This window comes from Nonomuraea endophytica, assembly GCF_014203235.1.
GTDB lineage: Bacteria > Actinomycetota > Actinomycetes > Streptosporangiales > Streptosporangiaceae > Nonomuraea > Nonomuraea endophytica.
On sequence record NZ_JACHIN010000007.1, the window covers coordinates 302,974 to 326,260 of the forward strand.

The following is a 23,287-nucleotide window of genomic DNA, read 5'->3' on the forward strand; positions in this document are numbered from 1 at the left end:
GGGGCGATCACCCGTGATCAACACTCACTGCTTGTCGTCGCCGTCACCGCCGCCGGCCGGCAGCCCCTCGTAGATCTCCTTGCACTCCGGGCAGACCGGATACTTCTTCGGGTCCCGGCTGGGCACCCACACCTTGCCGCACAGGGCACGGATCGGCGTGCCCGTCACCATGGCTTCGGTGATCTTGCGCTTGTCGGCATAGTGCGCGAACCGCTCGTGGTCCCCGTCGCCGTGCGAGGTCTGCGGCGTGGTTTTCTGCTCAGGGAGGATCTTCGTGCTCACCCCATCGAGTTTATGCCCGCGGGCGAGTGCCCATCCGGTTGGAGTGCCCGTTCGGCACGCCGCCGCGGCAGCGCGGCCAGCCCGGCGATCCACCCCAGCGCGATCCCCCAGAGCAGCCCGGCCACCAGCCCGCCCCCCAGATACCCCGCGTACGCGCCCAGCCCGGCCTCGGCCGAGATCGCGGACACCGCGGCCCGCAGCAGCCCCGCCAGCGCCACGCCCAGCACGAACACACCCCAGGTGGCCCAGAATCCGCGCCGCGTGCTGGCCACCACGGCGACCAGGACGAGCGCCGCGCCGACGTCGGTGAGGAGGAAGAGCCAGGGCGTCTCGCCGACCGGCGTCACTCGCAGCCCCGGCAGCCCGTACGGCAGGCCCACGGCGGACGGCACGGCCAGATACCCCACCCGCGTCACCAGCCAGGTCCCGAACAGGCCGAAGAACAACGCGAGCAACGCGGTGACGATCGCCGGAAGGCTATTGCGACCAAAGCTCATGTTCGGCAGGCTAGCCGCCACCAAGATTGTGGCGGAAGACCCCAGACGCGGGGAACCTCTCAGATGCCGGAGTTCGATCAGATGAAGCGTGCGCGGTGGATCGCGGGTGCCGTGGTGGCCTTGGTCGTGGCCGGAGGCGGCGTCGCCGCAGCGGCCAGAGAGGCGCCACAGCCCGCGCGGAGGTATGTGACCGACGACGCGGGACGGGCGCTGATCCTGCACGGGTTCAACACCGCCAGCAGCGCCAAGAGCACGCCGGACGGCCTGCCGGAGCTGACCGAGGCGGACGTGGAGCGCGAGTATCAGGACATGGGGACGAACTTCGTCCGCTTCCTGTTGCAGTGGCGTGCCGTGGAGCCCTCCCCCGGCACCTATGACACGAAATATCTGGACAAGGTGGCTGAGCGCATCGGCTGGTACCGCAAGCGCGGCTACCACGTCATGCTCGACATGCACCAGGACCTGTGGGGCAACGGCATCACCCCCTCCAAGGTCGCCGGGAACGGCGCGCCCCAGTGGGCCACGTTCATGGACGGCCTGCCGGTCGCCACCAAGCTGCCCACCTGGGAGATGTACTACCTGGAGCCCGGCGTCATCCGCGCCTTCGACCACTTCTGGAACACCACGGGCGAGCACCCCGAGCTCATGGACCGCTACGCCAAGGCCTGGAAGGCCGTCGCCGACCGCTTCAAGGACGACCCCGCCGTCATCGGCTACGACCTCATGAACGAGCCGTGGGGCGGATCGGTGCAGGCCGCGGCGTTCGAGACCGGCCCGCTCGCCACCCTCTACCGCAGGTCCATCGCCGAGATCCGCAGCGTCGACCCCGACAGCTGGATCTTCCTCGAACCCCAGGCGGTCGGGGTCAACTGGGGCCTGCCGTCGGCGCTGCCCGCCTTCGACGACCCCCGCTCGGGGCCGGCGCGCATCGCGTTCGCGCCGCACCTCTACCCGCTCCCGCTGGACCTGGGCGACGATTACACCGCCGGGTCCAAGGAGTGGGTCGACCGCACGCTCGGCTGGTGGCGCGACAACATCCTGCGCACGGCCGAGCGGATGAAGGCGCCGATCGTGCTGGGCGAGTTCGGACTGGACATGACCAGGCCCGGCGCCACCGACCTGGTCGAGCGCATCCTCGACGTGACCGACGAGACCGCCATGGGCCGCGCCTACTGGTCGCGCGACGACGGCCCGTGGGGGCCCTACGACAAGGGCAAGGCGGGTCCGCTGGTGGAGGCGTACGCGCGGCCGTACCCGAGGGCGGTGGGCGGCGTGCCGCTGCGGGTCGTCTACGACGAGAAGGCGGTGAAGCTGACCATCACCTTCGACGCCAACGAGACCGGCGCCACCGAGGTCTACCTGCCGGGCAAGAGCTTCCCGAACGGCGGCAAGGCCTCCATGGGCGAGGCCACCTGGGATGCCGCCAAGCGCGTGCTGACCGTCAAGACCAAGACCTCCGGCCGCCTCGACCTGGTCATCACCCCCAGATAGCGGTACGGCTCCCGCCGGGGCGGGAGCCGTACGCCATCAAAAGGGGTTGGTCAGCCGATGGGTATCGACATCACCGAGGGAGTGGTCAGCCGATGTGGACCGGCTCGCCCTCGATCTTGCGGCCGGAGCGTACGAACAGCGCGAGACCGGCGGTGATCACCGCGACGATCGTGCTGACCGTGAACGCGGTGTGCATGCCGTCCATGAAGGCCAGGTGCACGGCGTTGGTCAGCGCGTCGATGACCTGCTGCTCGAAGCCCTGGGTGGCCTGCGGCGGGACGGTGCCGAACGCGGCGGCCTTCTCCAGGCCCTCCAGTTCCGCCGGCTTGAGCGCGGCGGCCGCTGGGCCGAGGTAGCCGGGCAGCTTGTCGGAGATGGTGCCGGCCATGACCGCGCCGAGGATCGCCGTGCCCAGCGCGCCGCCGACCTGCATGGCCGACTGCTGGATGCCGCCGGCCGCGCCGGACAGCTCCAGCGGGGCGTTGCCCACGATGATCTCGGTGGCGCCGACGAAGACCGGCGACAGGCCGAAGGCCAGCAGCAGGAACGGCAGGCCGCTCTCGACGAACGAGGCGTCCATGCTCAGCTGCGACATCAGGAACATCGCCGAGGCGGTGATCAGCAGGCCGACGGCCATGGTGATCTTCGGGCCGAGCTTGCCGATCGCCATGGCCGCCAGCGGCGAGGCGACGATCATGCCGGCGCTCATCGGCAGCATGCGCAGACCCGCCTCAAGCGGCGTCAGGCCGTGCACGCCCTGGAAGAAGAAGCCCAGGAAGAACATGGCGCCGAACATCGCGAAGGCCACCATCATCATCAGCACGGTGCCGATGGAGATGGACGGGTTCTTGAACAGCGACAGCGGGACCAGCGGCTGCTTGGCCCGGCTCTGCCAGAAGATGAACCCGGCGGCGAACACGACGAAGACCGCGGCGAAGATGAGCGTCTTCGCGTCGGTCCAGCCCCACTCGGGAGCCTTGATGATCGCCCAGACGAGCGAGAACATCATGCCGGACAGCAGCACCACACCCGGCCAGTCGATCCTGGACAGGCTCGCGGCGCGGCTCTCCTTGATGATCACGAAGCCCATGATCAGCGCGACGATGCCGACCGGCACGTTGATGTAGAAGACCGACTGCCAGCTGACGTTCTCCACCAGCAGGCCACCCAGGATCGGGCCGGCCGCGCTGGACAGACCGATGATCGCGCCCCACGCGCCCATGGCCTGGTTCAGCCGCTCCTTGGGGAAGGCCGAGCGCAGCAGCGCGAGCGCGGCCGGCTGCAGCAGCGCGCCGAACAGACCCTGGAGCACCCGGAAAATGATCAGCGCGGTGACCGAGCCGCTCAGCGCGATGGCCGCCGAGGTGATCGCGAATCCCGCGACACCGAGCAGGAACACCCGCTTGTGACCGTAGATGTCACCCAGCTTGCCCGCGGTGATCAGGAAGACCGCCAGCGCGAGCAGATAGCCGTTGGTCACCCACTGCATGTCCGAGAGCGTCGCGCCGAGCTCGGCGCCCATGACCGGAGCCGCGATACCCATGACGGTGCCGTCGAGCATCACCATGATGACGCCCAGACACACCGCGAGCAGCGTCAGCCACGGATTCCCCCCGATAGCCGATTGAGCCCCGCCCGGGGGCGACGGTGCCTCCACCGTCGCCTTCGCGTGAGCCGCCATTCGAGTCCCCCTACGCTAGCCACCCCACATCGGGGCATAAGTAACCTAAGACTCAGGTAACTTATGTCATACGATGACAGATGACAAACGGGTTTTAATCGGCAGACGATGACTTATGTCATAGTGTGACAGGAAGGTTTCGAGGGAGTGACGGCTGTGGGACTGCGCGAACGCAAGAAGGAGAAGACGCGCCTCGCGCTTCTCGACGCGGCGCTCGATCTGTTCCTCGAACAAGGGTACGACGCCACCACCGTCGAGCAGATAGCGGGGGTCGTCGACGTCTCCCCCCGGACGTTCTTCCGCTACTTCTCCAGCAAGGAATCCATCCCGCTGTGGTTCCACGAGCAGGGGGAGGAGACGATGACGGAGACCCTCGACAGCCGGCCGGCCGACGAACCGGCGTTCACCTCGATGACGCACGCCTTGCGTGCGGTGATTCACGACATGCAGGGGTCAACGCCCGAAGACACCGAGCGGTTCCTCAAACTACGCAAACTCTTCGAGACCAACCCAGCCCTCGTCGGCAAGTCCGTCGCCCGCGGCACCGCGGCCGAACTGCGCCTCACCGAGATCATCGCCCGCCGCCGCGGCGCCGACCCGGCCGACCAGCTCTCCCACCTCATCGTCGCCTGGGCCATGGCCACCATGCGGGTCGGCTTCGAGTGCCCCTACGAGCCCACGAACATCCGGGCCATCGTCGAGCGCATGGAGCAGACCCTGGCGATCGCCGAGAACTCCCTGAAGCCCGGCTGGGACACCTAGTTCAGCGACGGGTCGTCCGGGCAGGTCGCCACGAACGCCAGCTCGCCCGGCTGCCGCCTGAGCACCCGCCGCCACAACGTGCCGGGATCGTCATGGAAGGTGTCGCCGGCCTCGGAGTCGACGACGTACCAGTGACCCTCGGCGATCTCCGTCTCCAGCTGGCCCGCGCTCCAGCCCGCGTAGCCGGCGAAGATCCGCATCTGCGCGATCTCGCCCTGCAGGATCTCCGGCGGCGCGTCCAGATCCACCGTGCCGAGGCGGGAAACCGCCGGCGTGCCCGCGTGCAGGCGCCGCCAGCCCAGAGGCTCCTCCCCGCTCGGCACCGCCGCCAGCGCCAGCGCGCTGTCCGTCTGCACCGGACCGCCCTCGAACAACACCGAAGGCCCGGTCACGAGCGGGTCCCAGACGGGTAGCACCTGCGTCACCGAGACGTCGCTCGGCCGGTTCAGCACCACGCCGAGTGTGCCGCCGTCGAGGTCGTGTTCCAGGATCAGCACGACGCTACGCCGGAAGTTCGGGTCGTCGAGCAGCGGAGTCGCCACCAACAACCCGCCCACGTAGATCGCCTCCGCCATACCTCCATCATGAGGGAGGAGTAGGCCATCCCGCTGCCCCGGGTTACTGATGTTACGCAGTGCTATCAAACGGGCACTGTAGGTAGCAAAGATCACCATGCTGGGGGAAGCTATGACCATTGGCACCCGCCTCACTCTGGCAGCACTGGCGGCCCCTCTGGGCGCATTGCTCCTCAACTCCGCGGCCTTCGCGGCCGAACGCCCGTCGCCCGACGCGCCCTTCACCGTGGACGTCAGCAGGCCGAACTGCGAGAACAGGACCGTCGAGGTACGGCTACGCAGCGTCACCGACTACCAGACCGACTTCCAGATCACCCGCGACGACGACACCGTCGACACCGGCACCCTCGAAGCCCGCCGCACCTACTCCAAGCGCATCAAGCTCGGCCAGCAGCGCCGCGTCGAGATCGAGACCTTTTACACCACCCAGGACTCGCGCGACAAGCTCGTCTCCCGCGACCAGATCAGCAACGACTGCGGCGGCAACCACCGCCGCGCCTGGGACCGGGGCCGCGAGTGGGACGACGACGACTGCGACCGGGGCGACGACTGCTGGGACGGGGGCGACGACGAGTGCGACCGGGGCGAGGACTGCTGGGACGACGACGACTGCGATCGCGGTGAGCCCTGCTGGGACGACGACGAGGACGACTGCCGCCGGGGCGACTGCGACGACGACGAGCTCCCCTTCACCGGGCCGCCCGCCGACCTGATGGGCAAGCTCGCCACCGCCGGCGGACTCGTCCTGACGGGCGGCATCGTCTGGTGGTACGGCTCGCTCTGGCCCCGGCAGAACTACCGGCGCCCAGGCTCAACCCTTTAACCCAGGCTCAACCCTCCAGCCCGGAGTCAGCTCTCCAGCGGAGCCGAACGCTCACGTGAACGCCCCCGCCCGCGCGCCCGCCAGCGCGCGGGCGGCGGCGTGCTCGGCGACCTTCTCGTCGACCGGCTCCCTGGTGACCAGCAGGCGGTAGTACAGCGGCGCGGAGACCGCCCTGATCACCTCCATCCCGTCGGTGCCCTCGGGCAGTTCGCCGCGGGCCACGGCGCGGTCCACCACCGGGGCCCAGGCGCGGATGCGGCGCAGGTAGAAGTCGTTCAGGGCCGCGGCCGCCGCCTCGTTGCCGGTCGCGGCGGCGATGACGGCCTGGAAGGTCGCGCCCAGGCGGGGGTCGGTGACCGCGCCCAGGACGTTCAGCGCGTTGGCCAGCAGGTCGCCCTCGATCCCGCCGGTGTCGGCGTGCGGGGCCGAGGACTCGGCCAGCTCGGCCATCAGGTCGGTGACCAGGCCCGCGGGATCGCCCCAGCGACGGTAGACCGTGGTCTTGCCCACGCCCGCCTTGGCCGCCACCCGGTCCATGTTCAGGCCGTGGAAACCACACTCCACCAGCTCGTCCTGGGTCGCCTCCAGGACGGCGGCGCGGGTGCGCGCGGTGCGCCCGCCGGGGCGTACCGTTCCGGCCAAACGGGACTGCTGTTCCATTAATGCTCCTCTGTGTGTTACCTTCGTGTCCATCTTAACGGAACGAAGGACCCATTAAGGGGCTGAGATGACCGTACTCGCGGAGCGGACGCACACGTCCGCCCGGATGACCGCCCGGCAGAAGCTGATCCTCGTGCTGCTGCTCGGCTCCCAGTTCATGCTGGCCGTCGACTTCTCCATCCTGAACGTGGCGCTGCCCGTGATCGGCTCGGGACTCGGGTTCGCGCTGGCGGACCTGCAGTGGGTGGCGACCACGTTCGCGCTGGCGGCGGCCGGATTCACTCTGTTGTTCGGGCGCATCGCCGACCTGTTCGGCCGGCGGCGGCTCTTCCTGGCCGGGATGGCGCTGCTCGGCTTGTCCTCGCTGGCCGGCGGGCTGGCCACCTCGCCGGGCATGTTGCTGGCCGCCCGGGTGGCGCAGGGACTGGCCACCGCGATCGTCACGCCCGCCGGGCTCTCGCTGCTGACCACCTCCTTCCGCGAGGGGCCGCTGCGCGAGCGGGCGCTCGGGCTGAACGGCGCGCTGATGTCGGCCGGGTTCACCTCGGGCGCGATCCTCGGCGGGCTGCTGACCGACCTGCTCAGCTGGCGATGGGCGTTCTTCATCAACGTGCCCGTGGCGCTGGCCGTCCTCCTCGCCGCCCCCGCCGTCCTGGCGGAGAGCCGTCAGGAGGAGCGGCCCAAGATGGACCTCCCCGGCGCGATCACCGTGACCGGCGGCCTCCTGGCCCTGGTGTACGGGCTGACCAGGGCCGGCGAGCACGGCTTCGCCGACCCGCTCGGGCTGGGCTCGCTGGCCGCCGGGCTGGTGCTGCTGGTGGTGTTCTGGTTCGTCGAGCGGCGCGCGGCGTACCCGCTGGTGCCGGTGTCGATCCTCGCCCGGCCCACCGTCACCTGGGGCAACCTGGCCGGGCTGCTCGCCTTCGCCACCGAGACCTCGCTGGTGTTCCTGCTCACGCTCTACCTGCAGAAGGTGCTCGGCTACTCGGCGCTGGCGACCGGGCTGGCGTTCGGGGTGCTCGGCATCGGCACCGTCATCGGCGGCGTGATCGCGCCCAGGGTGCTGTCCAGGGTCGGCAACCGGGGCGCGCTGCTGGCCGGGTTCGCGGTGCAGGGCGTGGCCACCGCCTCGCTCGGGCTGCTCGGCGCCTCGCAGGGCTGGATCTGGCTGCTGCTCGTCGCCACCTTCATCGGCGGCATCGGCAACATGGTGGCCATCGTCGGCTTCATGGTGACCGCCACCTCCGGCCTGCCCGACTCCGAGCAGGGCCTGGCCACCGGCCTGGCCACGATGACCCAGCAGGTCGGCATCACGATGGGCATCCCGGTGATGAGCGCCGTCGCCACCGCCGCGATGGGCACGGTCCTGCAGGGGGTGACGGTCGCGGTGCTGGTCCACGCCGCCCTGGCCCTGGCCGCCACCCTCATCCGCCGAGTCTGACGGAACGCGGCGGAACACCGGGTCACGAGCCGGAACGCCCTAGAAGCGACGGCGGGCACCGGAGCCCGCCCAGCCTATGGAGCACAACATGCGCACTGGACGCCGACTGGCCGCCTTCTTCGCGGCCGGCGCCCTTTCCCTGGCCGCCCTCTCGGGGGCGGCCAACGCCGCGCCCGACAGCGCGCTGCTGGTCATCAGCAAGGTCACCAACGTCAAGTGCCTGGTCACCGTCAAGGGCCACGCCCATGTCGGCGCGACCGAGCGGGACAACCTGGCCATCCGCCTGTTCGGCGAGGACCTGTTCGGCGATGACGAGCTGGTCAGGGAGGGCCCCTTCTCGACCGCGCTCAACGGCGACTACTCGGCCGTGTTCACCGTCGCCTGCAAGGACCTCGACGAGGACCCGGTGGAGCCGGACGAGATCTTCGCCGTCGCCCAGGTCTTCGACCCGTCGACGGGGGTCACGAAGAAGATCCGGTCGAACACGGTGACGGGCATCTTCTAGACGGCGCGTCGTCACGGCGGCCCGCCACGCACGCTGGACGACCGTCTCCCTGGACGGGGGCCGGCCCCGTGCGGCGGGTGGGGCCGGGACGGCTTGCCGTAACGGATGGAACCGCCAGAGCCGGGCCCGCACGGGATGGAGAGCTCCCGTGCGGGCCCCACCAAATGGATCAGGCCTCGGTGAAGCCGCGGGCGCGGCCGCCGGCGGACTCGCGGACTGCCGCCGCGACGGCGGTGGCAACGTCGGGGTGGAACACGCTCGGGACGATGTAGTTGGGCCCCAGCTCCTCCGGCGTCACCACCGCGGCCAGCGCGCCCGCGGCGGCCAGCAGCATCTCCTGCGTCACCCCGCCCGCCTGCGCGTCGAGCAGGCCGCGGAAGACGCCGGGGAAGGCGAGCACGTTGTTGATCTGGTTGGGGTAGTCGGAGCGGCCGGTGGCCACGACCGCCGCGTGCTCGCGGGCGTCGTCGGGCTGGACCTCGGGCTCCGGGTTGGCCAGCGCGAAGACCACCGCGTCGTCGGCCATGGTGGCGATGTCGTCGCCGTTGAGGATGCCGGGCGCCGAGACGCCGACGAAGACGTCCGCGCCCTTCACCGCGCCGCGCAGGTCGCCGGAGTAGCCCTCGGCGTTGGTGTGCTCGGCGATCCAGCGCAGCGACTCGTCGAGGTCGTCGCGGCCCTTGTGGACCGCGCCGAGGTAGTCGCAGACGATGACGTTGCGGGCGCCCGCGGCGAGCAGCAGCCGCAGTACGGCGTTGCCGGCCGCACCGGCCCCCGCCATGGTGATCCTGACCTGGCCGATCTCCTTGCGGACCACGCGCAGGGCGTTGGTGAGCGCGGCGAGCACGCAGATGGCGGTGCCGTGCTGGTCGTCGTGGAAGACGGGGATGTCGAGCAGCTCGCGCAGGCGGCGCTCGATCTCGAAGCAGCGGGGCGCGGAGATGTCCTCCAGGTTGATGCCGCCGAAGCCGGGAGCGATGACCTGCACAGTGCGGACGATCTCGTCGACGTCCTGCGTGTCCAGGCAGATGGGCCAGGCGTCGATGCCGGCGAAGCGTTTGAACAGCGCCGCCTTGCCCTCCATGACCGGCAGCGCGGCCTCGGGACCGATGTTGCCCAGGCCGAGCACGGCCGAGCCGTCGGTGACCACCGCGACGGTGTTGCGCTTGATGGTCAGGCGGCGCGCGTCCTCCTTGTTGCGCGCGATGGCCATCGAGACGCGGGCCACACCGGGGGTGTAGGCCATCGACAGCTCGTCGCGGTTGCGCAGCGGCACCTTCGACTTCATCTCGATCTTGCCGCCGAGGTGCATGAGGAAGGTCCGGTCGGAGACCTTGTGGATGACCACGTCCTCGATGGCCTCGAGCTGGTCGACGATGGCCTGCGCGTGGTCGGTGTCGCGCGCGGCGCAGGTCACGTCGATGCGGAGCTTGTCGTGGCCCGCGGTGTTGACGTCGAGGGCGGTGACCACCCCGCCCGCGGTCTCTACGGCGTGGGTGAGCGCGCTGACGGCCTTGCCGCCGGCGGGCACCTCCAGCCGCACGGTGATGGAGTACGACACACTCGGAACGGTCGCCACGTCATCGCTCCTTCAGGGCCTGACCAAGAGTGCCTTCCATGGTGCCACTTCTCGCGAGTGGACGATCCCACGGCGGATGTTTTCCGATATTTCCTCTAAAGATCAGGAAATATCGGAAAACACAGCAACGGAGTGTTCATCCACTCCCCCAAGGGTCGTCTCGTAACCCCTGCACGAGGAGCACCATTGCGCACCCCCGCCCTGCTGGCCGCCACCGCGCTGGCCCTGCTGACCACAGCGGCGCCCGCGACGGCGGCCGGGAACGAACTCCGCATCAACCACGTCCAGACCATGGCGACGCACAACAGCTACCACCTGGAGCTGACCGACGAGGAGAAGGACGTCCAGCGCAGGACCGACCGCAACTGGTGGAATCTGCAGTACTCGCACACCGCGATCCCCAACCAGTTCGCCGCCCAGCACGTACGCGGCATCGAGCTGGACGTCTTCCCCGACCCCAAGGGCGGCCTCTACGGCAGCCCGCTGGTGCGCCGCGACGCCGGCCTGCCCCCGCTGACCGACCCCGACCTGGCCAAGCCCGGCTTCAAGGTCCTGCACTGGGGCGACCACGACTACGCCTCCAACTGCACGTCGCTGGTCAAGTGCCTGCGCCAGGTCAAGCAGTGGTCCGACGCCAACCCGGGCCACGTGCCGATCACCATCCTGACCGAGCTCAAGCGCACCGACCCCGCCAAGGAGGCGATGGGCGGCGCCAAGAGCCCGCCGTGGGACACGGCCCTGCTGGACGCCCTCGACGCGGAGATCCGCTCGGTCTTCCCCGGCGAACGGCTCATCACGCCCGACAGCGTCCGCAGGGCCGGCCGCACGCTCGAGGAGTCCGTCCTGAAGTACGGCTGGCCGCGCCTGGACCGCTCGCGCGGCAAGGTCATGTTCTTCATGGACAACCAGGACCCCGCCCTGCAGGCCCACTACCTGTCAGGACGGCCGAGCCTGGAGGGCCGGGTGCTGTTCACCAACTCCCGCCCCGGCCGCCCCGACGCCGCCTTCATCGGCTGGAACGACCCGCTCGGCGCCAACGTCGCCCAGATCCAGGAGTTCGTGAAGAAGGGCTACTACGTGCGCACCCGCTCGGACGTGCCCTTCACCGAAGCCCGCTCCGGCGACACCACGCGGCTGAGGTCCGCCCTGGAAAGCGGCGCCCAGATGGTCAGCACCGACTTCCCCGTCATCGGCCTGTCGGCGCGCAACGGCTCCGAGTACGTGGGCGAACTGCCCGGCGGCGCCACGGCCCGATGCAACCCGGTCAGCGCCCCGAGGGGCTGCCGCGACCACCGGCTGGACGTCAGTCCAGGGCCTCGGCAGCAGTGACGATCACCTCTACGCAGACCGGCACCGGGATCAGCGTGCTGTCCACGGCCAGCTGGTATTGGCAGGGCTCGGCCGGATCCACCCGGTAGAAGTGCCGCACGTAAGCGGTGCGGGCCCGGTCGTTGTCCTCGATCGTGTGACGCGCCTCCTTCTCGGAGACCTCCGAGAGGGTGGCCGTCTGCGCGATCCGGCGTTTCAGCGGGGCGTCCAGCCGTACGTGCAGGGCGCCGGGGTAGTCGGCCAGCACCACGGCTCCGGCCCGGCCCAGGAAGACGCCGCCGGTCTGGTTGGCCGTCTGCTTCATCGTCCGCTCGGTCCTGCGCACGAACTCCTCAGGAGCCAGGGGCAGGACGCCGGGCACGTACATGTCCACGCCGCCGAACGTGACCGTCGGCAGCCGCATCGCACCGGACAACAGCCGGCCGAGGCCGTGCTCCGCCCGGTCGTCGTGAGCCAGCGCCTCCTCCAGCGAGCAGCCCAGCTCCTGGGCCACGGCGCTGGGGATGGCGCGGTCGACGAAGGGCACACCAAGCCGTTCGGCCACGGCCGGACCGATCAGGTGCCCGGCCGTGCCGTACGTCGCCGAAATCGTGACGACCCGCATATCTCCAGGTTAGACGTCAGAAGAGGGCATTAGCCAGGGCCCGGCGCGCCTTGGCCAGCGACGGGTCCTCAGCGGGCAGCGCGTCGAACAATCCGAGCAGGTGCCGGCGCGCCTTCTCCCGGTCGTCACCCGAGGTGCGCTTGACCACGGCCACCAGCCGCGCGAACGCCTCGTCCACCGATCCGGCCAGCATCTCCAGGTCGGCCGAGAGCAGCTGAGCGTCGACGTCGGCCGGGTCCTGGGCGCGGCGCCGCACCTCGTCGGGGTCGGCCGTCATCGTGCGCTTGATCAGCCCCACCCCGGCCAGGCCCATCCTGGCGTCCTCGTCGCCCGGCACCCGGGCCAGCAACCGCTGGTAGGCCGCCTCGGCCTCGTCGAGGTCGCCCTTGTCGATCGCCTGCTCGGCGGCGAGCAGGTCGGGGTCGGCGGGCGGCTCGGCCTGAGCCTGCGGCTCCTGCTCGTCGCCCTCCTGGAGCTGCGGGCGGGCGTCGGGGTTGGCCTCGTAGAACTGCTCGACCGCGCCCATCAGCTCATCCAGCCAGCGCTGGATCTCCGCCTCGGGCAGCACCTGCTGGAAGCCGGTCACCGCCTGGCCCTGGAAGATCGCCAGCACCGTCGGCACCGCCTGCACGCGCAGCGCCTGCGCGATCTGCGGGCTGGCGTCGACGTTCACCTTCGCGAGTACGGCCCGGCCGCCCATCCCGGCGACCACCTTTTCCAGCGCGGGGCTGAGCTGGGCGCTGCCCGGCGCCCGGGGCGACCACAGGTCGAGGATGACCGGCACCGTCATCGAACGGTCGATGACCTCGGTCGTGAACGTCGCCTCGGTGACGTCGGCCACCGACGCCGACGCGGCCTGGGGACCCGCGGCCTCCCGCCTGGCCTGCGCCTCCAGTGCCTGCTTACGCGCGCCCAAGTCCACCGCTCCGTAGAGCGACCCGGGCCTAGAGAAGTCCGCCATGCTCCTCATCTTGCCGCATGGAGGACGCGCGGAAGTCACCAGCCGCCACCCTGAGAGTGCGCAGCTGGTCGAACATCTGCTTCAGCTCGGCCTCGCCGTACATCTCCATGCCGAACTCGGCGGTCATGAGGTCGGCGGTCGCGCGGCGGACGGCCTCGCGGCCGGCGTCGGTGATCTCGGCGAGCACCCCCCGGCCGTCACGCGGGTTGGGCAGGCGGGTGACCAGGCCGGACCGCTCCAGCCTGTCGACCGTGTTGGTGACGCTCGTGGGGTGGACCATGAGGCGTTCGCCGATTTTCGACAGCGGGAGCGCGCCGGTTCTGCTGAAGGTCAACAACACCAATGCCTCGTACCTCGCGAAGGTCAAGTCGTAAGGCTTAAGGAGCGAGTCAAGTTGCGACAGCAGGATCTGATGCGCTCTCATGATCGAAGTAACGGCGGCCATGGCGGAAGAGGGCCCGAAGTGAACACGCCAGGTCTCGGCGGCGCGTTCGATGGGATCGAACGGCAGGTTGAGCGACTTCGGCTGTGGCACAGCGCTACGTTAGCGCTGGTTCGTCTGATTACGTAGCGCAGCCGGACGCACAAGCTTGACCAAGAACGCCGCCTTCAATCATCACGCTCAGTTATGGTTCTCGCACGGAAGGTGACGCGGAGCGCAAAGTTCGGAAGAAGCCGTGGGGACGGCCCGGACACCTCAGCTTCGCGGCGCCAAGGGGCACGGGGGGTGCTTTTGATGTACGTCAACGGGGTTTTCTGTGCGTGAGCACGCGGGTGTCACTCGCGAGGAGCTGAAGCACAGCGCGGCGGTCACCGTCGCGGTCCTGCTCGCTCTGGGCCTGATGGCGGCATGGAGCGTGCTCATCCCCGGCGTCGACGCCTGGGAGAACATCGTGGCCGCCGTGATCGGCTCGCTCCGGCTCACCGGCCCGGTGGCTGCGGCTTTCGCCGCCTGGGTGGCGCTGCGCAAGCGGCGCGCGCTGCGGGGCCGCTCTCTGTCGACCTGGCGTGCGCTGAAGGCGCCGCTGGCCATCCTGGTGGTCGTAACGGGCTCGTTCGCCGCCACCGTGCTCGTGCTCGCGATCAAGACGGTGCTGACCGAGCAGGCGGGCCGGCTGAGCCTGTCCGGGCTCGGCATGGGCATGGCCGGGCTGGCGCTCTACTCCGTCGTCGGGTGGGTCGCCGGGTGGCTGCTGCCCTACCCCTTCATGCCGCCGGTGGCCGGGATCGCCTGCTACGGGGTGTTCACCTGGCTGGCCGAGGGGCGTCCGTGGGCCGACCGGCTGGCGCCGGGCACGGGCGAGCCGTACGACCTGTTCCAGGGGCTCAGCGGGGCCGCCTTCCTCGACCAGACGTTGTGGCTGATCGGGATCACCGCCGCGCTGCTGCTCGGCTGGGCGGCCGTGGTGACGCGGCAGGCCCTGGTGCTGGCGTGCGCGCTGCTGGCCGTGATGGCGGCCGGTACGGGCGTGGCGCGGCTGCTGACCGACCCCAAGCCCGCCGCCGCCCAGGCGATCGCCTACAGCTGCCAGGACTGGCCGATCACCGTCTGTGTCCACCCGGGCATGCGCGGCGGGCTGACCGAGCTCGGCGCCACCTTCACCAAGATCGCCTCCCGCCTGTCCGGCACGCCCGCCGCCTTCACCCGGGTGGAGCAGCGCCCGCTCGGCGAGCCGCTGAAGTCCGCCTCGGGGCTGGCCGCCATCCACGTGCCCGACCTGTCGGCCGGGTTCGCCGACGAGGCCGCCTACGCCTACATCGAGTCACTGGCGGCCAAGTGCACCGACTCCCCCTCCGACGGCTACCGCGACATCGTCATGGCGTGGCTGCGCGGCGAGCCGCTGCCGGGCGGGCCGCTGCCCGAGCACCAGTACGCGGCGGCGTGGTTCTCCGGGCTGAGCGAGCCGCAGCGCCGCGAGTGGCTGCGCATGTTCTACAACGAGTTCCAGTCGTGCAGGCTGTCGGGCACCCACTTCGGCGGTGGACCCATGGCCAGTGCCGTACCGGCCTCGCCAACGCCGATATATCCGGTGTATCCGACAGGAATGTCACCCCAGAGCTGGCAATGATGATCGTCGTGCGGGTAGTACTGCCCGCATGACGACATCTCCCCTGACGCGACGTCGCAGGTGGCGCCATATCGCCGGGCTCCTCGTACTCGCCGCCCTGCTCATCGTCGGCGGGCGCCTGGCCTGGGCCTGGTGGAACCCCCTTGGCGAGCAGACCATAGACCGCAGCCAGCCCGTCCTCCTGCAGTCCATCCACGACCTGAGCCGCTTCGAGGCGGCCACCGGCACCTTCCAGGTCGTCGTCGACCTGGAGAAGGACGCCAACTTCCTGCCCGACGCCATCAAGGGCAGCCGCACCCTGTTCGTCGGCTCCGGCGGCGTCGACGCCTACGTGGACTTCTCCGGCCTCGCCAAGGACGCCGTCACCGTCTCCGAGGACCGCACCCAGGTCACCCTGCGCCTGCCCCGGGCCCAGCTCGAGAAGCCCAACATCGACAACAACCGCTCCTACGTCTTCGCCCAGCAGCGCGGCCTGCTCGACCGGGTCGAGGACTTCCTGTCGGCCAGCCCCACCGACCAGCGCGAGCTGTACGTCCTGGCCGAGAAGAAGATCGCCGAGGCGGCCACCGCCAGCGACCTGCGCGCCCGCGCCGACACCAACACCAAGGTCATGCTCCAGGGACTGCTGAAGTCACTGGGCTTCTCCAAGGTCACCGTCAAGTTCTCGGACGAGCCCTAGGGACGCCCAGGACCCCGTCTAGGTACCCCCGGACCCGCCTAAGGCACACAGATAAGGCATCCGCCCGATGTGGCGGGGTGGGCCTTAGGAGGAGTCTTAAGAGTGCAAGGAAACAACAGCACCAAGACACCGGGAGTCACCCGAAATGAACGCCGAGCTTGAGTACGCGCTCATGAAGAACCACGCCGAGGAGCTGCGCCGCGTAGCCGCCGAGCACCGCAGGGCCGTGGAGGCGAGCAAGGGCCGCAAGGGCCGTCGCTCGGTCTTCGCCAGGCTTCTCTCCCACTAAGACCTTCCCCCCTTACGACTCCAGGAGGCTTCCGATGAACGCTGAACTCGAGTACACCGTGATGAAGAACCACGCCGAGGAGCTTCGCAAGGCCGCCGCCGAGCACCGGCGGGCCCGCGAGGCGCGTAAGACCGGGCGTCGCTCGGTGTTCGCCAAGTTCCTGTCCTCATGACCACCGCACGATGGCCCGGCCGCCACCTCCCTCGCGGCCGGGCCAAACTGCCTCCCTAGCCGCACCCACCGCCCCGGCCGCATGGCGAGATACCCGCCAAGCGGCCTTTTTGCGCGCCCACCGACCCTTCCGTGCCCCGAGGGTGCTTCATACATCTTCAGGGCTTTTCGGGGTCTCTGGAAGTTTTGTGCGCCTAGAGGGCTTTCGGGTGGGTCTAGGGGACGCGGATGATCAGGGCGTCGCCCTGGCCGCCGCCGCCGCACAGCCCGGCCGCGCCCAACCCGCCACCGCGCCGCTTCAGCTCGTGGGCCAGCGCCAGCACGATGCGCGCCCCCGAGGCCCCGATCGGGTGGCCGACCGCGATGCCGCCGCCGTTGACGTTCACCTTGTCCATCGGGATGCCGAGCTCCTTCACCGACTGCAGCACCACGCTGGCGAACGCCTCGTTGATCTCCACCAGGTCCAGGTCGGCGGCGCTCAGCCCCTGCTTCGACAGCGCGTGCTTGATCGCGTTGGCCGGCTGCGACTGCAGCGAGGCGTCCGGGCCGGCCACGTTGCCGTGCCTGCCGATCTCGGCCAGCCAGGGCAGCCCCAGTTCCTCGGCCTTGGCCTTCGACATCACCACGACCGCGCACGCGCCGTCGGAGATCTGAGAGGCCGAGCCCGCGGTGATCGTGCCGTCGGCCGCGAAGGCCGGCCGGAGCTTGGCCAGCGCCTCCGGCGTGGTGTCACCGCGTACGCCCTCGTCGTCCTTGACCACGACCGGCTCGCCGCGCCGCTGGGGGATCTCCACCGGGACGATCTCGTCGTCGAACAGGCCGTTCTTGATGCCGGCCGCGGCGAGCTGGTGGGACCTGGCCGAGAAGGCGTCCTGCTCCTCGCGGCCGATGCCGAGGCGGGTGTTGTGCCGCTCGGTCGACTCGCCCATGGCCACCTGGTCGAAGGCGCAGAACAGGCCGTCGTGGGCCATCGAGTCGACGATGCCGGCGGGGCCGTACTTGACGCCCTTGCGCAGGCCGGGCAGCAGGTGCGGCGCGTTGGACATCGACTCCATGCCGCCGGCCACCACGATGTCGAACTCGCCGGCCCTGATGAGCTGGTCGGCCAGGGCGATGGCGTCCAGGCCCGACAGGCAGACCTTGTTGACGGTCAGCGAGGGCACGGTCATGGGGATGCCCGCCTTGACCGCGGCCTGGCGCGACGGAATCTGGCCGGCGCCCGCTTGGAGCACCTGGCCCATGATCACATACTGGACCTGGTCGGGGCTCACCCCGGAACGCTCCAGGGCAGCCTTGATGACGACGCCGCCAAGCTCAACGGCGGACAAACCGGACAATGAGCCGAGCAGCTTGCCGATCGGCGTGCGCGCTCCGGCGACGATGACGGAACCAGACATGTCAGGGGCCTCCTGTGCACACGAGGGGTCGTTTGACACCATACCCACGGGTACCTGGATGACCGCCATGGAGGTAGGCCACACATGTTCATGCGTATCGACCACATCGGGATCGCCTGCAACGACCTGGAGGAGAAGATCGCGCTCTTCTCCGGCCTGTTCGAACTGACCGTCGTCGCCAGGGAGGTCAACGAGGAGCAGGGCGTCAAGGAGGCGATGCTGCACATAGCGGACGGCGAGGGCGGCGGCTCCTACATCCAGCTCCTGGAGCCGCTCGACGCGGACTCCCCCGTGGGCAAATTCCTGGCCAGACGCGGCGAGGGCGTCCACCACGTCGCTTTCGGCGTGCCCGACGTGGCCGGAGCGATGGAGCAGATCGGGGCCAAGGGCGTCAGGCTGCTCGACAAACACCCCCGTCACGGCTCGATGGGATCTTCGATCGCGTTTCTGCACCCCAAGGACGTGGGAGGAATGTTGACGGAGCTTGTCCAAGCGGCCAGGCCCTAGGAAATGCAAAAAACGTTCATATGTAACTAGTCACGCAGATAGTTGGACGGGGCCTCCAAGGCGGCACCAGCGGAGTACGCTGGCTTTCCACCGGACATGGAGCCTGCCGTGAGGCACAGGCTCCTGGCTCGGATGCCCCGAACCCCCCGTCCGGCCGATGTAGCCGTCTCGACAACCCAGGATCGAGCCTCCATGCAGTCCGACATCGACGCCCAGCTCAACAATTTCTTCGAGGACGCCCCAGCTCGCGAATTCGACGTGGTGCTGCGTGGCTATGACCGCCACCAGGTCCACGACCACCTGAAGCAGCTCGACGGTGAGTTGCGTCAGTCCCGCGAGCAGCTCGCCAACATTCAGCGCGACCTCTCCGACTCCCAGCGCCAGCTGCAGGAGCAGGAGCGCCCCACCTATTCCGGTCTCGGCGCCCGCATCGAGCAGTTGCTGCGCCTGGCCGAGGAGCAGGCCACCGAGCTCGTGCAGGCCGCGCGCTCCGAGGCCAACGAGGTCAAGGCCGCGGCCAAGGTGGAGGCAGCGGACGTACGCGCCGCCGCCGAGGCCGAAGCCGCCGAGAAGCGCGCGCAGGCCACGCGTGAGACCGACGACATGCGCACCAGCGCCGAGCGGGACGCCGAGGAGATCCGCGGCACCGCCCGTCGGGAGTCCGACGAACTGACCGCCACGACCGAGCGTGAGGCCGCCAAGCTGCGCGCCACCGCCGATCACGAGGTGGCGGAGAAGCGCGCCGACGCCGAGCGCGAGATCGCCAAGCTCCGCACGACCACCGAGCGCGAGGTGGCCCAGCTCCGCGCATCGACCAAGCGCGAGCGTGACGAGGTCCTGACCACCGCCAAGCGCCAGGCCGACGAGATGCGCGCCCAGGCTCAGCGGGTGCTGGAGGAGTCCGAGGCCAAGCGGGCCCAGGACGAGGCGGAGTTCGAGATCCAGCTCGCCTCCCGCCGCGAGGAGGCCGAGCGCCAGGAGGCCGAGCGCCACTCCACCGCGCAGGCCAACACGCAGAAGCTGGTCGCCGAGGCCGAGCAGCGCGCGGCCACGGCGGAGTCGCGCGCGACCAAGGCCACCCAGCAGGCCGAGCAGACCCGCCGCGAGGCTGACATCCACGCCAAGCAGCTGGTCGCCAACGCCCGCAAGAGCTCCGAGCAGATCGTCTCCGACAGCAAGTCCAGCGCCGAGACGATCGTCTCGGAGGCCAAGTCGGAGGCCGAGCGCATCCGCTCCTCGATGCAGCGCCAGGTCGACGAGCTGACGCGCCAGCGCGACAGCATCACCAGCCACCTCGCCCAGCTGCGCCAGCTGCTCGGCGGCGCGGCGCTGCCCGGCATGGAGCCGGAGCCCGCGGTGGCCGCGGCACCGGCCAAGCCGGCGATCGCAGCGTCCGCCAATGACAAGCCGGCGCCCACGCCGGCCGCTGCCGCACCCGCCAAGACGGAGGCCAAGGCGGACGACGACAGCGAGTGGTGGCAGGAGTAAGGCCCGCCCTCGGGGGGTTTGACTGACGGCTGAAAGGGGCCTGGCGACCACATGGTCGCTAGGCTCTCTTTTTGTTGCCTCCGCCCCATTTGTCCCAGGAGCCCCCATTGTCAGCTGAGGTCGAGACTCCGGCCGAAGAGAACCCCCAGTACGGCATGCCGGGCAAGCCACTGGCCAGAGGGCCGTTCTTGTTCGGACTGATCGGCGGGCTCGGCGTGCTGACCGCGATCGCGATCGGCCAGATGGTCGTGCGCTCGCTGAGCGTCATCATCCTCATCACGGTCGCGATGTTCCTGGCGGTGGGACTCAACCCGGCCGTGGAGGCGCTCCAGCGGCGCCGCCTGTCCAGGCGGGCGGCGATCGGGATCGTCTTCGCCGGCGTCATCGTGGCGTTCGCGCTGTTCGGCGTGGCGATCGTACCGCCGGTCAGCCAGCAGCTGGCCGACTTCGTCAGCGCGGTGCCCGGCTACTTCACCGAGCTCGGCAACAACCCCACGCTGCGCGCACTGGAGCAGGACTACCAGATCCTGTCGCAGCTGCGCTCATTCTTCACCGGCTCGATGGCGACCACGCTGGCCAGCGGCATCATGGGCGCGGGGCTCGTGGTGGTGGACGGCCTGTTCACCACCGTGACGCTGCTCGTGCTGATGCTCTACTTCCTCGGCTCCCTGCACACGATCAAGGTCTACCTGCTCACGCTCGTGCCGTCCTCACGGCGCGAGCGCACCGGCGCGATCACCGAGGAGATCCTGAGCGGCATCGGCGGCTACGTCGCAGGGAACGTGCTCATCTCGGTCATCGCGGGCGTGCTGAGCTGGATCTTCCTGACCATCGCCGGCGTGCCGTACGCGCTGGCGCTCGCTCTCATCGTCGCGCTCACCGACCTCATCCCGCTCGTCGGCGCGACGATCGGCGCGGTGCTCGTGACCGGCGTGGCCCTGCTCGGCTCGGTCCCGGCGGGCATCGCCTGCGCCATCTTCTTCGTGATCTACCAGCAGGTCGAGAACTACTTCATCTACCCCCGCGTGATGAAACGCTCGGTCGACGTGACCCCCGCGGTCACGGTGATCGCCGCGCTGTTCGGCGGCGCGCTGCTCGGGATCGTCGGCGCGCTGCTGGCCATCCCCGTCGCCGCCGCCATCTCGCTGATCATCCGGGAGATCGTCCTGCCCCACCAGGCCCGGAGCTGACGAAGTCGGCCACCGCGGCGTTGAAGGCCTCGGGCTGCTCGACCGCGCTCAGGTGCCCGGCCTTCTTGATGATCTCCAACCGCCCATCAGGTACGGCCCGCGTCATCGCCTCGGCGTCGGCCACCGGCGAGAGCTCGTCCTCCTCGCCCACGATCGCCAGCAGCGGCACCTTCAGCCCGCTCAGCGTGTCGAAGGAATCGGGCCTGGCGGCCATCGCCCGCTGCGCCCAGGCCACGGCCGCCGGCGGCGCCGCCTGCACCAGCCCGCGTACGCGCCCGAACACCATGGCCCGGCGCTCGCGCGTGGTCCGCCCGATGAGCGCGGGCAGCACCTCCTCGACCAGCACGCCGGGGCCCTCGTCGAGCACCCGCAGGGCGATCCGCTCGCGGTTGTCGCGGGCCTGCTCGGGGTCGGGCGAGGCCTTGGTGTCGGCCAGGATGACGCCGAGCAGCCGGTCGGGGTGCCGCCGGCAGAAGGCCATCGTGACGTAGCCGCCCATGGACAGGCCGCCCACGACGGCGCGTTCGATGCCTTCGACGTCGAGCATCGCGGCGACGTCGTCGGCCATGGCGTCGACCGACGGCTCGTCGTCACCGAGCCGCGATCCGCCGAATCCCCGCAGATCTGGCGTGATCACCCTGCACGAGGAGGCCAGCCCTTCGCGTTGGGCCAGCCACATCGCCGAGGAGAGGGGGAAGGCGTGGAGCAGGACGACCGGGACACCGTTCCCGGCTGATCTCGTGTAGAGCTGCACGGACTCACGGTAGTCCGCTTCGTTCAGGTTGTCGTCAGACCGCCGTCGATGGACAGGACTTGGCCTGTCATATAGGCAGAAGCCGGACTGGCCAGAAATACGGCGGGGTGTGCCATCTCCTCGGCGGTGCCCCAGCGGCCCATCGGCACCGACGCGATGGTCGAACGACTGGCCGCCTCGTCCTGCCAGAGGTTGCGGTTGAGGTCGGTGGCCGTCCAGCCGGGGCACAGCGCGTTGACCCGGACGCCCGCGCGGGCCCATTCGATGGCCAGGGACTTGGTGAGGGCGATCAGCCCGGCCTTGGCGGCGGCGTAGGGCGCGAGGAAGGGCGCGCCCCTGGCGGCCGCGGAGCCGACGTTGACGACCGAGCCGGAGCCGCGCTCCAGCAGGTGCGGCGCGATCGTGTGGCAGACGGCCACGGCCGAGTCGAGGTTGAGCCGCATGAGCTTGTCCCAGCCGGACAGACGCAGGTCCTTGAACTCCACCAGGAAGTTGGAGCCTCCGGCGTTGTTGACCACGATGTCGACGTGCCCGAGTGCCTCGATCGAGGCGTGCACGGCAGCGGCGGCGGCCTCCCTGGCGGTCAGGTCCGCGGGGACGACGAACGCGCTCCTGCCGAGCTCGGAGATCTCCTTGGCCACCTCGCCCAGCGATTCGGCCGAGCGGGAGACCAGGGCCACGTCCGCGCCCGCCCGCGCGTAGGCGAGCGCGATGGCCCTGCCGATGCCCCGGGATGCTCCGGTGACCAGTGCCTTCTTGCCGGTCAGATCGAACGCGTCCACGCCCGCCTCCTCGCTCCACAGAACATCGTTCTACAGGGCGAGCTTAGCCTTCCGGCACCTCGGTGGGCAGCGGGTGGCGTTCCGGATTCACCCGCTTGACGATCTCGTTCAGGGCGATGCGCACGTACGGCTCGCCCACCCACAGATGCTTGGCCCCCTCGACCGCCACCACATCGGCCTGGGGCACGCGGGCGAAGCGCCTGCGCGCCTCCTCCGGCCGCAGGTAGTCGTCGAACTCCGGCACCAGCACCGTCATCGGCCGGCCGAACTCCGCCCACGCGTCGAGGTCGGCGTCCACGGCCCTGTGCAGCGGCGGCGACATGAGGATCGCGCCCTCCACCAGCGGGTCGCGCGCCCACTTCAGCGCCAGCTCGGTGCCGAAGGACCAGCCGACCACCCACACACGCGGCAGGTCGTGGTACTCGGCGTACTCCAGCGCCGCCGCAACGTCGTAGCGCTCGCCCTCGCCGCCGTCGAAGGCGCCCTCGGAGGTGCCGCGCTCGGAGGAGGTGCCGCGGGTGTTGAAGCGCAGCACCGCCAGGTCGGCCAGCGCGGGCAGGCGGTTGGCCGCCTTCTTGTAGACGTGGCTGTCCATGAAGCCGCCGTGGGTGGGCAGCGGGTGCAGGGTGACGAGCGTCGCGACCGGGTCGCGGCCCTCGGGCTGGGCCAGCTCGCCGACCAGGGTCAGTCCGTCACCGGTGTGCAACTCGATCGGCTCACGCCGGGCGGGCAGCACGCTCGCCGCGCGGATCTCCACATCGTTCCTTTCAC

Annotated in this window: 26 protein-coding genes; 13 read left to right on the plus strand and 13 right to left on the minus strand. The window is 69.9% G+C overall.

Annotation, left to right across the window (positions count from 1 at the left end):
• Positions 1-24: 24 nt before the first annotated feature.
• Positions 25-282 (minus strand): DUF3039 domain-containing protein, encoded by a 258-nt coding sequence (locus HNR40_RS56520; RefSeq protein ID WP_184965860.1) that lies wholly within the window; start codon positions 280-282, stop codon positions 25-27.
• Positions 279-779 (minus strand): hypothetical protein, encoded by a 501-nt coding sequence (locus tag HNR40_RS26540; protein ID WP_184965861.1) that lies wholly within the window; start codon positions 777-779, stop codon positions 279-281. Before HNR40_RS26540 ends, HNR40_RS56520 begins: the two co-directional genes overlap by 4 nt.
• Positions 780-842: 63 nt before the next feature.
• On the opposite strand from HNR40_RS26540, the gene HNR40_RS26545 reads away from it, so the two are divergent.
• Positions 843-2,270, plus strand: coding sequence for a cellulase family glycosylhydrolase (locus HNR40_RS26545; protein WP_246509489.1), 1,428 nt, complete (start codon positions 843-845; stop codon positions 2,268-2,270).
• Positions 2,271-2,355: 85 nt separating this feature from the next.
• Here the strand turns inward: HNR40_RS26545 and HNR40_RS26550 are convergent, their stop codons facing one another.
• The gene (locus tag HNR40_RS26550) at positions 2,356-3,951 is read right to left on the minus strand and encodes an MFS transporter (RefSeq protein ID WP_184965862.1); all 1,596 of its coding nucleotides are present in this window, start codon (positions 3,949-3,951) and stop codon (positions 2,356-2,358) included.
• Between the two features lie 147 nt (positions 3,952-4,098).
• Between HNR40_RS26550 and HNR40_RS26555 the strand changes: the two genes are divergently transcribed.
• Positions 4,099-4,713, plus strand: a complete 615-nt coding sequence (locus tag HNR40_RS26555) for a TetR family transcriptional regulator (protein ID WP_184965863.1) — start codon at positions 4,099-4,101, stop codon at positions 4,711-4,713.
• Here HNR40_RS26555 and HNR40_RS26560 read toward each other — a convergent pair.
• A complete protein-coding gene (locus tag HNR40_RS26560) occupies positions 4,710-5,288 on the minus strand; it encodes a YqgE/AlgH family protein (RefSeq protein ID WP_184965865.1) in 579 nt (192 codons plus the stop codon). The genes HNR40_RS26555 and HNR40_RS26560 overlap by 4 nt on opposite strands.
• A 112-nt stretch (positions 5,289-5,400) precedes the next feature.
• Between HNR40_RS26560 and HNR40_RS26565 the strand changes: the two genes are divergently transcribed.
• Positions 5,401-6,111, plus strand: coding sequence for a hypothetical protein (locus tag HNR40_RS26565; protein WP_184965866.1), 711 nt, complete (start codon positions 5,401-5,403; stop codon positions 6,109-6,111).
• Between the two features lie 51 nt (positions 6,112-6,162).
• On the opposite strand, the gene HNR40_RS26570 is transcribed toward HNR40_RS26565, so the two are convergent.
• The gene (locus HNR40_RS26570) at positions 6,163-6,771 is read right to left on the minus strand and encodes a TetR/AcrR family transcriptional regulator (RefSeq protein WP_184965868.1); all 609 of its coding nucleotides are present in this window, start codon (positions 6,769-6,771) and stop codon (positions 6,163-6,165) included.
• A gap of 67 nt (positions 6,772-6,838) precedes the next feature.
• Between HNR40_RS26570 and HNR40_RS26575 the strand changes: the two genes are divergently transcribed.
• Positions 6,839-8,212 (plus strand): MFS transporter, encoded by a 1,374-nt coding sequence (locus HNR40_RS26575; RefSeq protein WP_221340837.1) that lies wholly within the window; start codon positions 6,839-6,841, stop codon positions 8,210-8,212.
• An 88-nt stretch (positions 8,213-8,300) separates the two neighbouring features.
• Entirely contained in the window at positions 8,301-8,717 is a 417-nt protein-coding gene (locus HNR40_RS26580) for a hypothetical protein (protein ID WP_184965870.1), read from the plus strand.
• Positions 8,718-8,886: 169 nt separating this feature from the next.
• Here the strand turns inward: HNR40_RS26580 and HNR40_RS26585 are convergent, their stop codons facing one another.
• Positions 8,887-10,296 (minus strand): NAD-dependent malic enzyme, encoded by a 1,410-nt coding sequence (locus HNR40_RS26585; protein ID WP_184965872.1) that lies wholly within the window; start codon positions 10,294-10,296, stop codon positions 8,887-8,889.
• 186 nt (positions 10,297-10,482) lie between these two features.
• On the opposite strand from HNR40_RS26585, the gene HNR40_RS26590 reads away from it, so the two are divergent.
• Positions 10,483-11,625 (plus strand): phosphatidylinositol-specific phospholipase C1-like protein, encoded by a 1,143-nt coding sequence (locus HNR40_RS26590; RefSeq protein WP_246509490.1) that lies wholly within the window; start codon positions 10,483-10,485, stop codon positions 11,623-11,625.
• Here HNR40_RS26590 and HNR40_RS26595 read toward each other — a convergent pair.
• Genes HNR40_RS26595 through HNR40_RS26605 form a run of 3 tightly spaced genes read right to left on the minus strand, consistent with a single transcriptional unit; the run spans position 11,600 to position 13,725 of the window.
• Entirely contained in the window at positions 11,600-12,229 is a 630-nt protein-coding gene (locus HNR40_RS26595; RefSeq protein ID WP_184965874.1) for a cytidylate kinase-like family protein, read from the minus strand. The genes HNR40_RS26590 and HNR40_RS26595 overlap by 26 nt on opposite strands.
• 16 nt (positions 12,230-12,245) lie before the next feature.
• A complete protein-coding gene (locus HNR40_RS26600) occupies positions 12,246-13,190 on the minus strand; it encodes a tetratricopeptide repeat protein (RefSeq protein ID WP_184965876.1) in 945 nt (314 codons plus the stop codon).
• Positions 13,174-13,725 (minus strand): MarR family winged helix-turn-helix transcriptional regulator, encoded by a 552-nt coding sequence (locus tag HNR40_RS26605; protein WP_184965878.1) that lies wholly within the window; start codon positions 13,723-13,725, stop codon positions 13,174-13,176. The genes HNR40_RS26600 and HNR40_RS26605 overlap by 17 nt, the downstream gene beginning before the upstream one ends.
• A 223-nt stretch (positions 13,726-13,948) precedes the next feature.
• Between HNR40_RS26605 and HNR40_RS26610 the strand changes: the two genes are divergently transcribed.
• From HNR40_RS26610 to HNR40_RS26625, 4 genes are all read left to right on the plus strand, one after another.
• Positions 13,949-15,259, plus strand: coding sequence for a hypothetical protein (locus HNR40_RS26610; RefSeq protein ID WP_184965880.1), 1,311 nt, complete (start codon positions 13,949-13,951; stop codon positions 15,257-15,259).
• Between the two features lie 28 nt (positions 15,260-15,287).
• A complete protein-coding gene (locus HNR40_RS26615; protein WP_184965883.1) occupies positions 15,288-15,938 on the plus strand; it encodes a DUF4230 domain-containing protein in 651 nt (216 codons plus the stop codon).
• A 145-nt stretch (positions 15,939-16,083) separates the two neighbouring features.
• Positions 16,084-16,227 carry a hypothetical protein gene (locus HNR40_RS26620; RefSeq protein WP_184965885.1) on the plus strand — a complete coding sequence of 48 codons (144 nt, stop codon included), beginning with the start codon at positions 16,084-16,086 and terminating at the stop codon, positions 16,225-16,227.
• A 34-nt stretch (positions 16,228-16,261) separates the two neighbouring features.
• Complete coding sequence (locus HNR40_RS26625; protein ID WP_184965887.1) at positions 16,262-16,399, plus strand: hypothetical protein; 138 nt, start codon at positions 16,262-16,264, stop codon at positions 16,397-16,399.
• A 214-nt stretch (positions 16,400-16,613) separates the two neighbouring features.
• Here the strand turns inward: HNR40_RS26625 and HNR40_RS26630 are convergent, their stop codons facing one another.
• A complete protein-coding gene (locus HNR40_RS26630) occupies positions 16,614-17,795 on the minus strand; it encodes an acetyl-CoA C-acetyltransferase (RefSeq protein WP_184965889.1) in 1,182 nt (393 codons plus the stop codon).
• An 84-nt stretch (positions 17,796-17,879) separates the two neighbouring features.
• On the opposite strand from HNR40_RS26630, the gene mce reads away from it, so the two are divergent.
• The 3 genes from mce to HNR40_RS26645 all read left to right on the plus strand — a co-directional run bounded on the left by mce (position 17,880) and on the right by HNR40_RS26645 (position 20,980).
• Complete coding sequence (gene mce, locus HNR40_RS26635; RefSeq protein ID WP_184965891.1) at positions 17,880-18,302, plus strand: methylmalonyl-CoA epimerase; 423 nt, start codon at positions 17,880-17,882, stop codon at positions 18,300-18,302.
• Positions 18,303-18,494: 192 nt separating this feature from the next.
• Positions 18,495-19,790 (plus strand): DivIVA domain-containing protein, encoded by a 1,296-nt coding sequence (locus HNR40_RS26640; RefSeq protein ID WP_184965893.1) that lies wholly within the window; start codon positions 18,495-18,497, stop codon positions 19,788-19,790.
• A gap of 107 nt (positions 19,791-19,897) precedes the next feature.
• The gene (locus HNR40_RS26645; protein ID WP_246509491.1) at positions 19,898-20,980 is read left to right on the plus strand and encodes an AI-2E family transporter; all 1,083 of its coding nucleotides are present in this window, start codon (positions 19,898-19,900) and stop codon (positions 20,978-20,980) included.
• Here HNR40_RS26645 and HNR40_RS26650 read toward each other — a convergent pair.
• Genes HNR40_RS26650 through HNR40_RS26660 form a run of 3 tightly spaced genes read right to left on the minus strand, consistent with a single transcriptional unit; the run spans position 20,940 to position 23,273 of the window.
• On the minus strand, positions 20,940-21,734 hold the full coding sequence (locus HNR40_RS26650; RefSeq protein ID WP_184965895.1) for an alpha/beta fold hydrolase: 795 nt from the start codon (positions 21,732-21,734) through the stop codon (positions 20,940-20,942). The two genes, HNR40_RS26645 and HNR40_RS26650, sit on opposite strands and share 41 nt — an antisense overlap.
• A gap of 23 nt (positions 21,735-21,757) precedes the next feature.
• On the minus strand, positions 21,758-22,516 hold the full coding sequence (locus tag HNR40_RS26655; RefSeq protein WP_184965897.1) for an SDR family NAD(P)-dependent oxidoreductase: 759 nt from the start codon (positions 22,514-22,516) through the stop codon (positions 21,758-21,760).
• Positions 22,517-22,559: 43 nt separating this feature from the next.
• Positions 22,560-23,273, minus strand: a complete 714-nt coding sequence (locus tag HNR40_RS26660) for an alpha/beta hydrolase (RefSeq protein WP_184965899.1) — start codon at positions 23,271-23,273, stop codon at positions 22,560-22,562.
• Positions 23,274-23,287 lie beyond the last annotated feature (14 nt).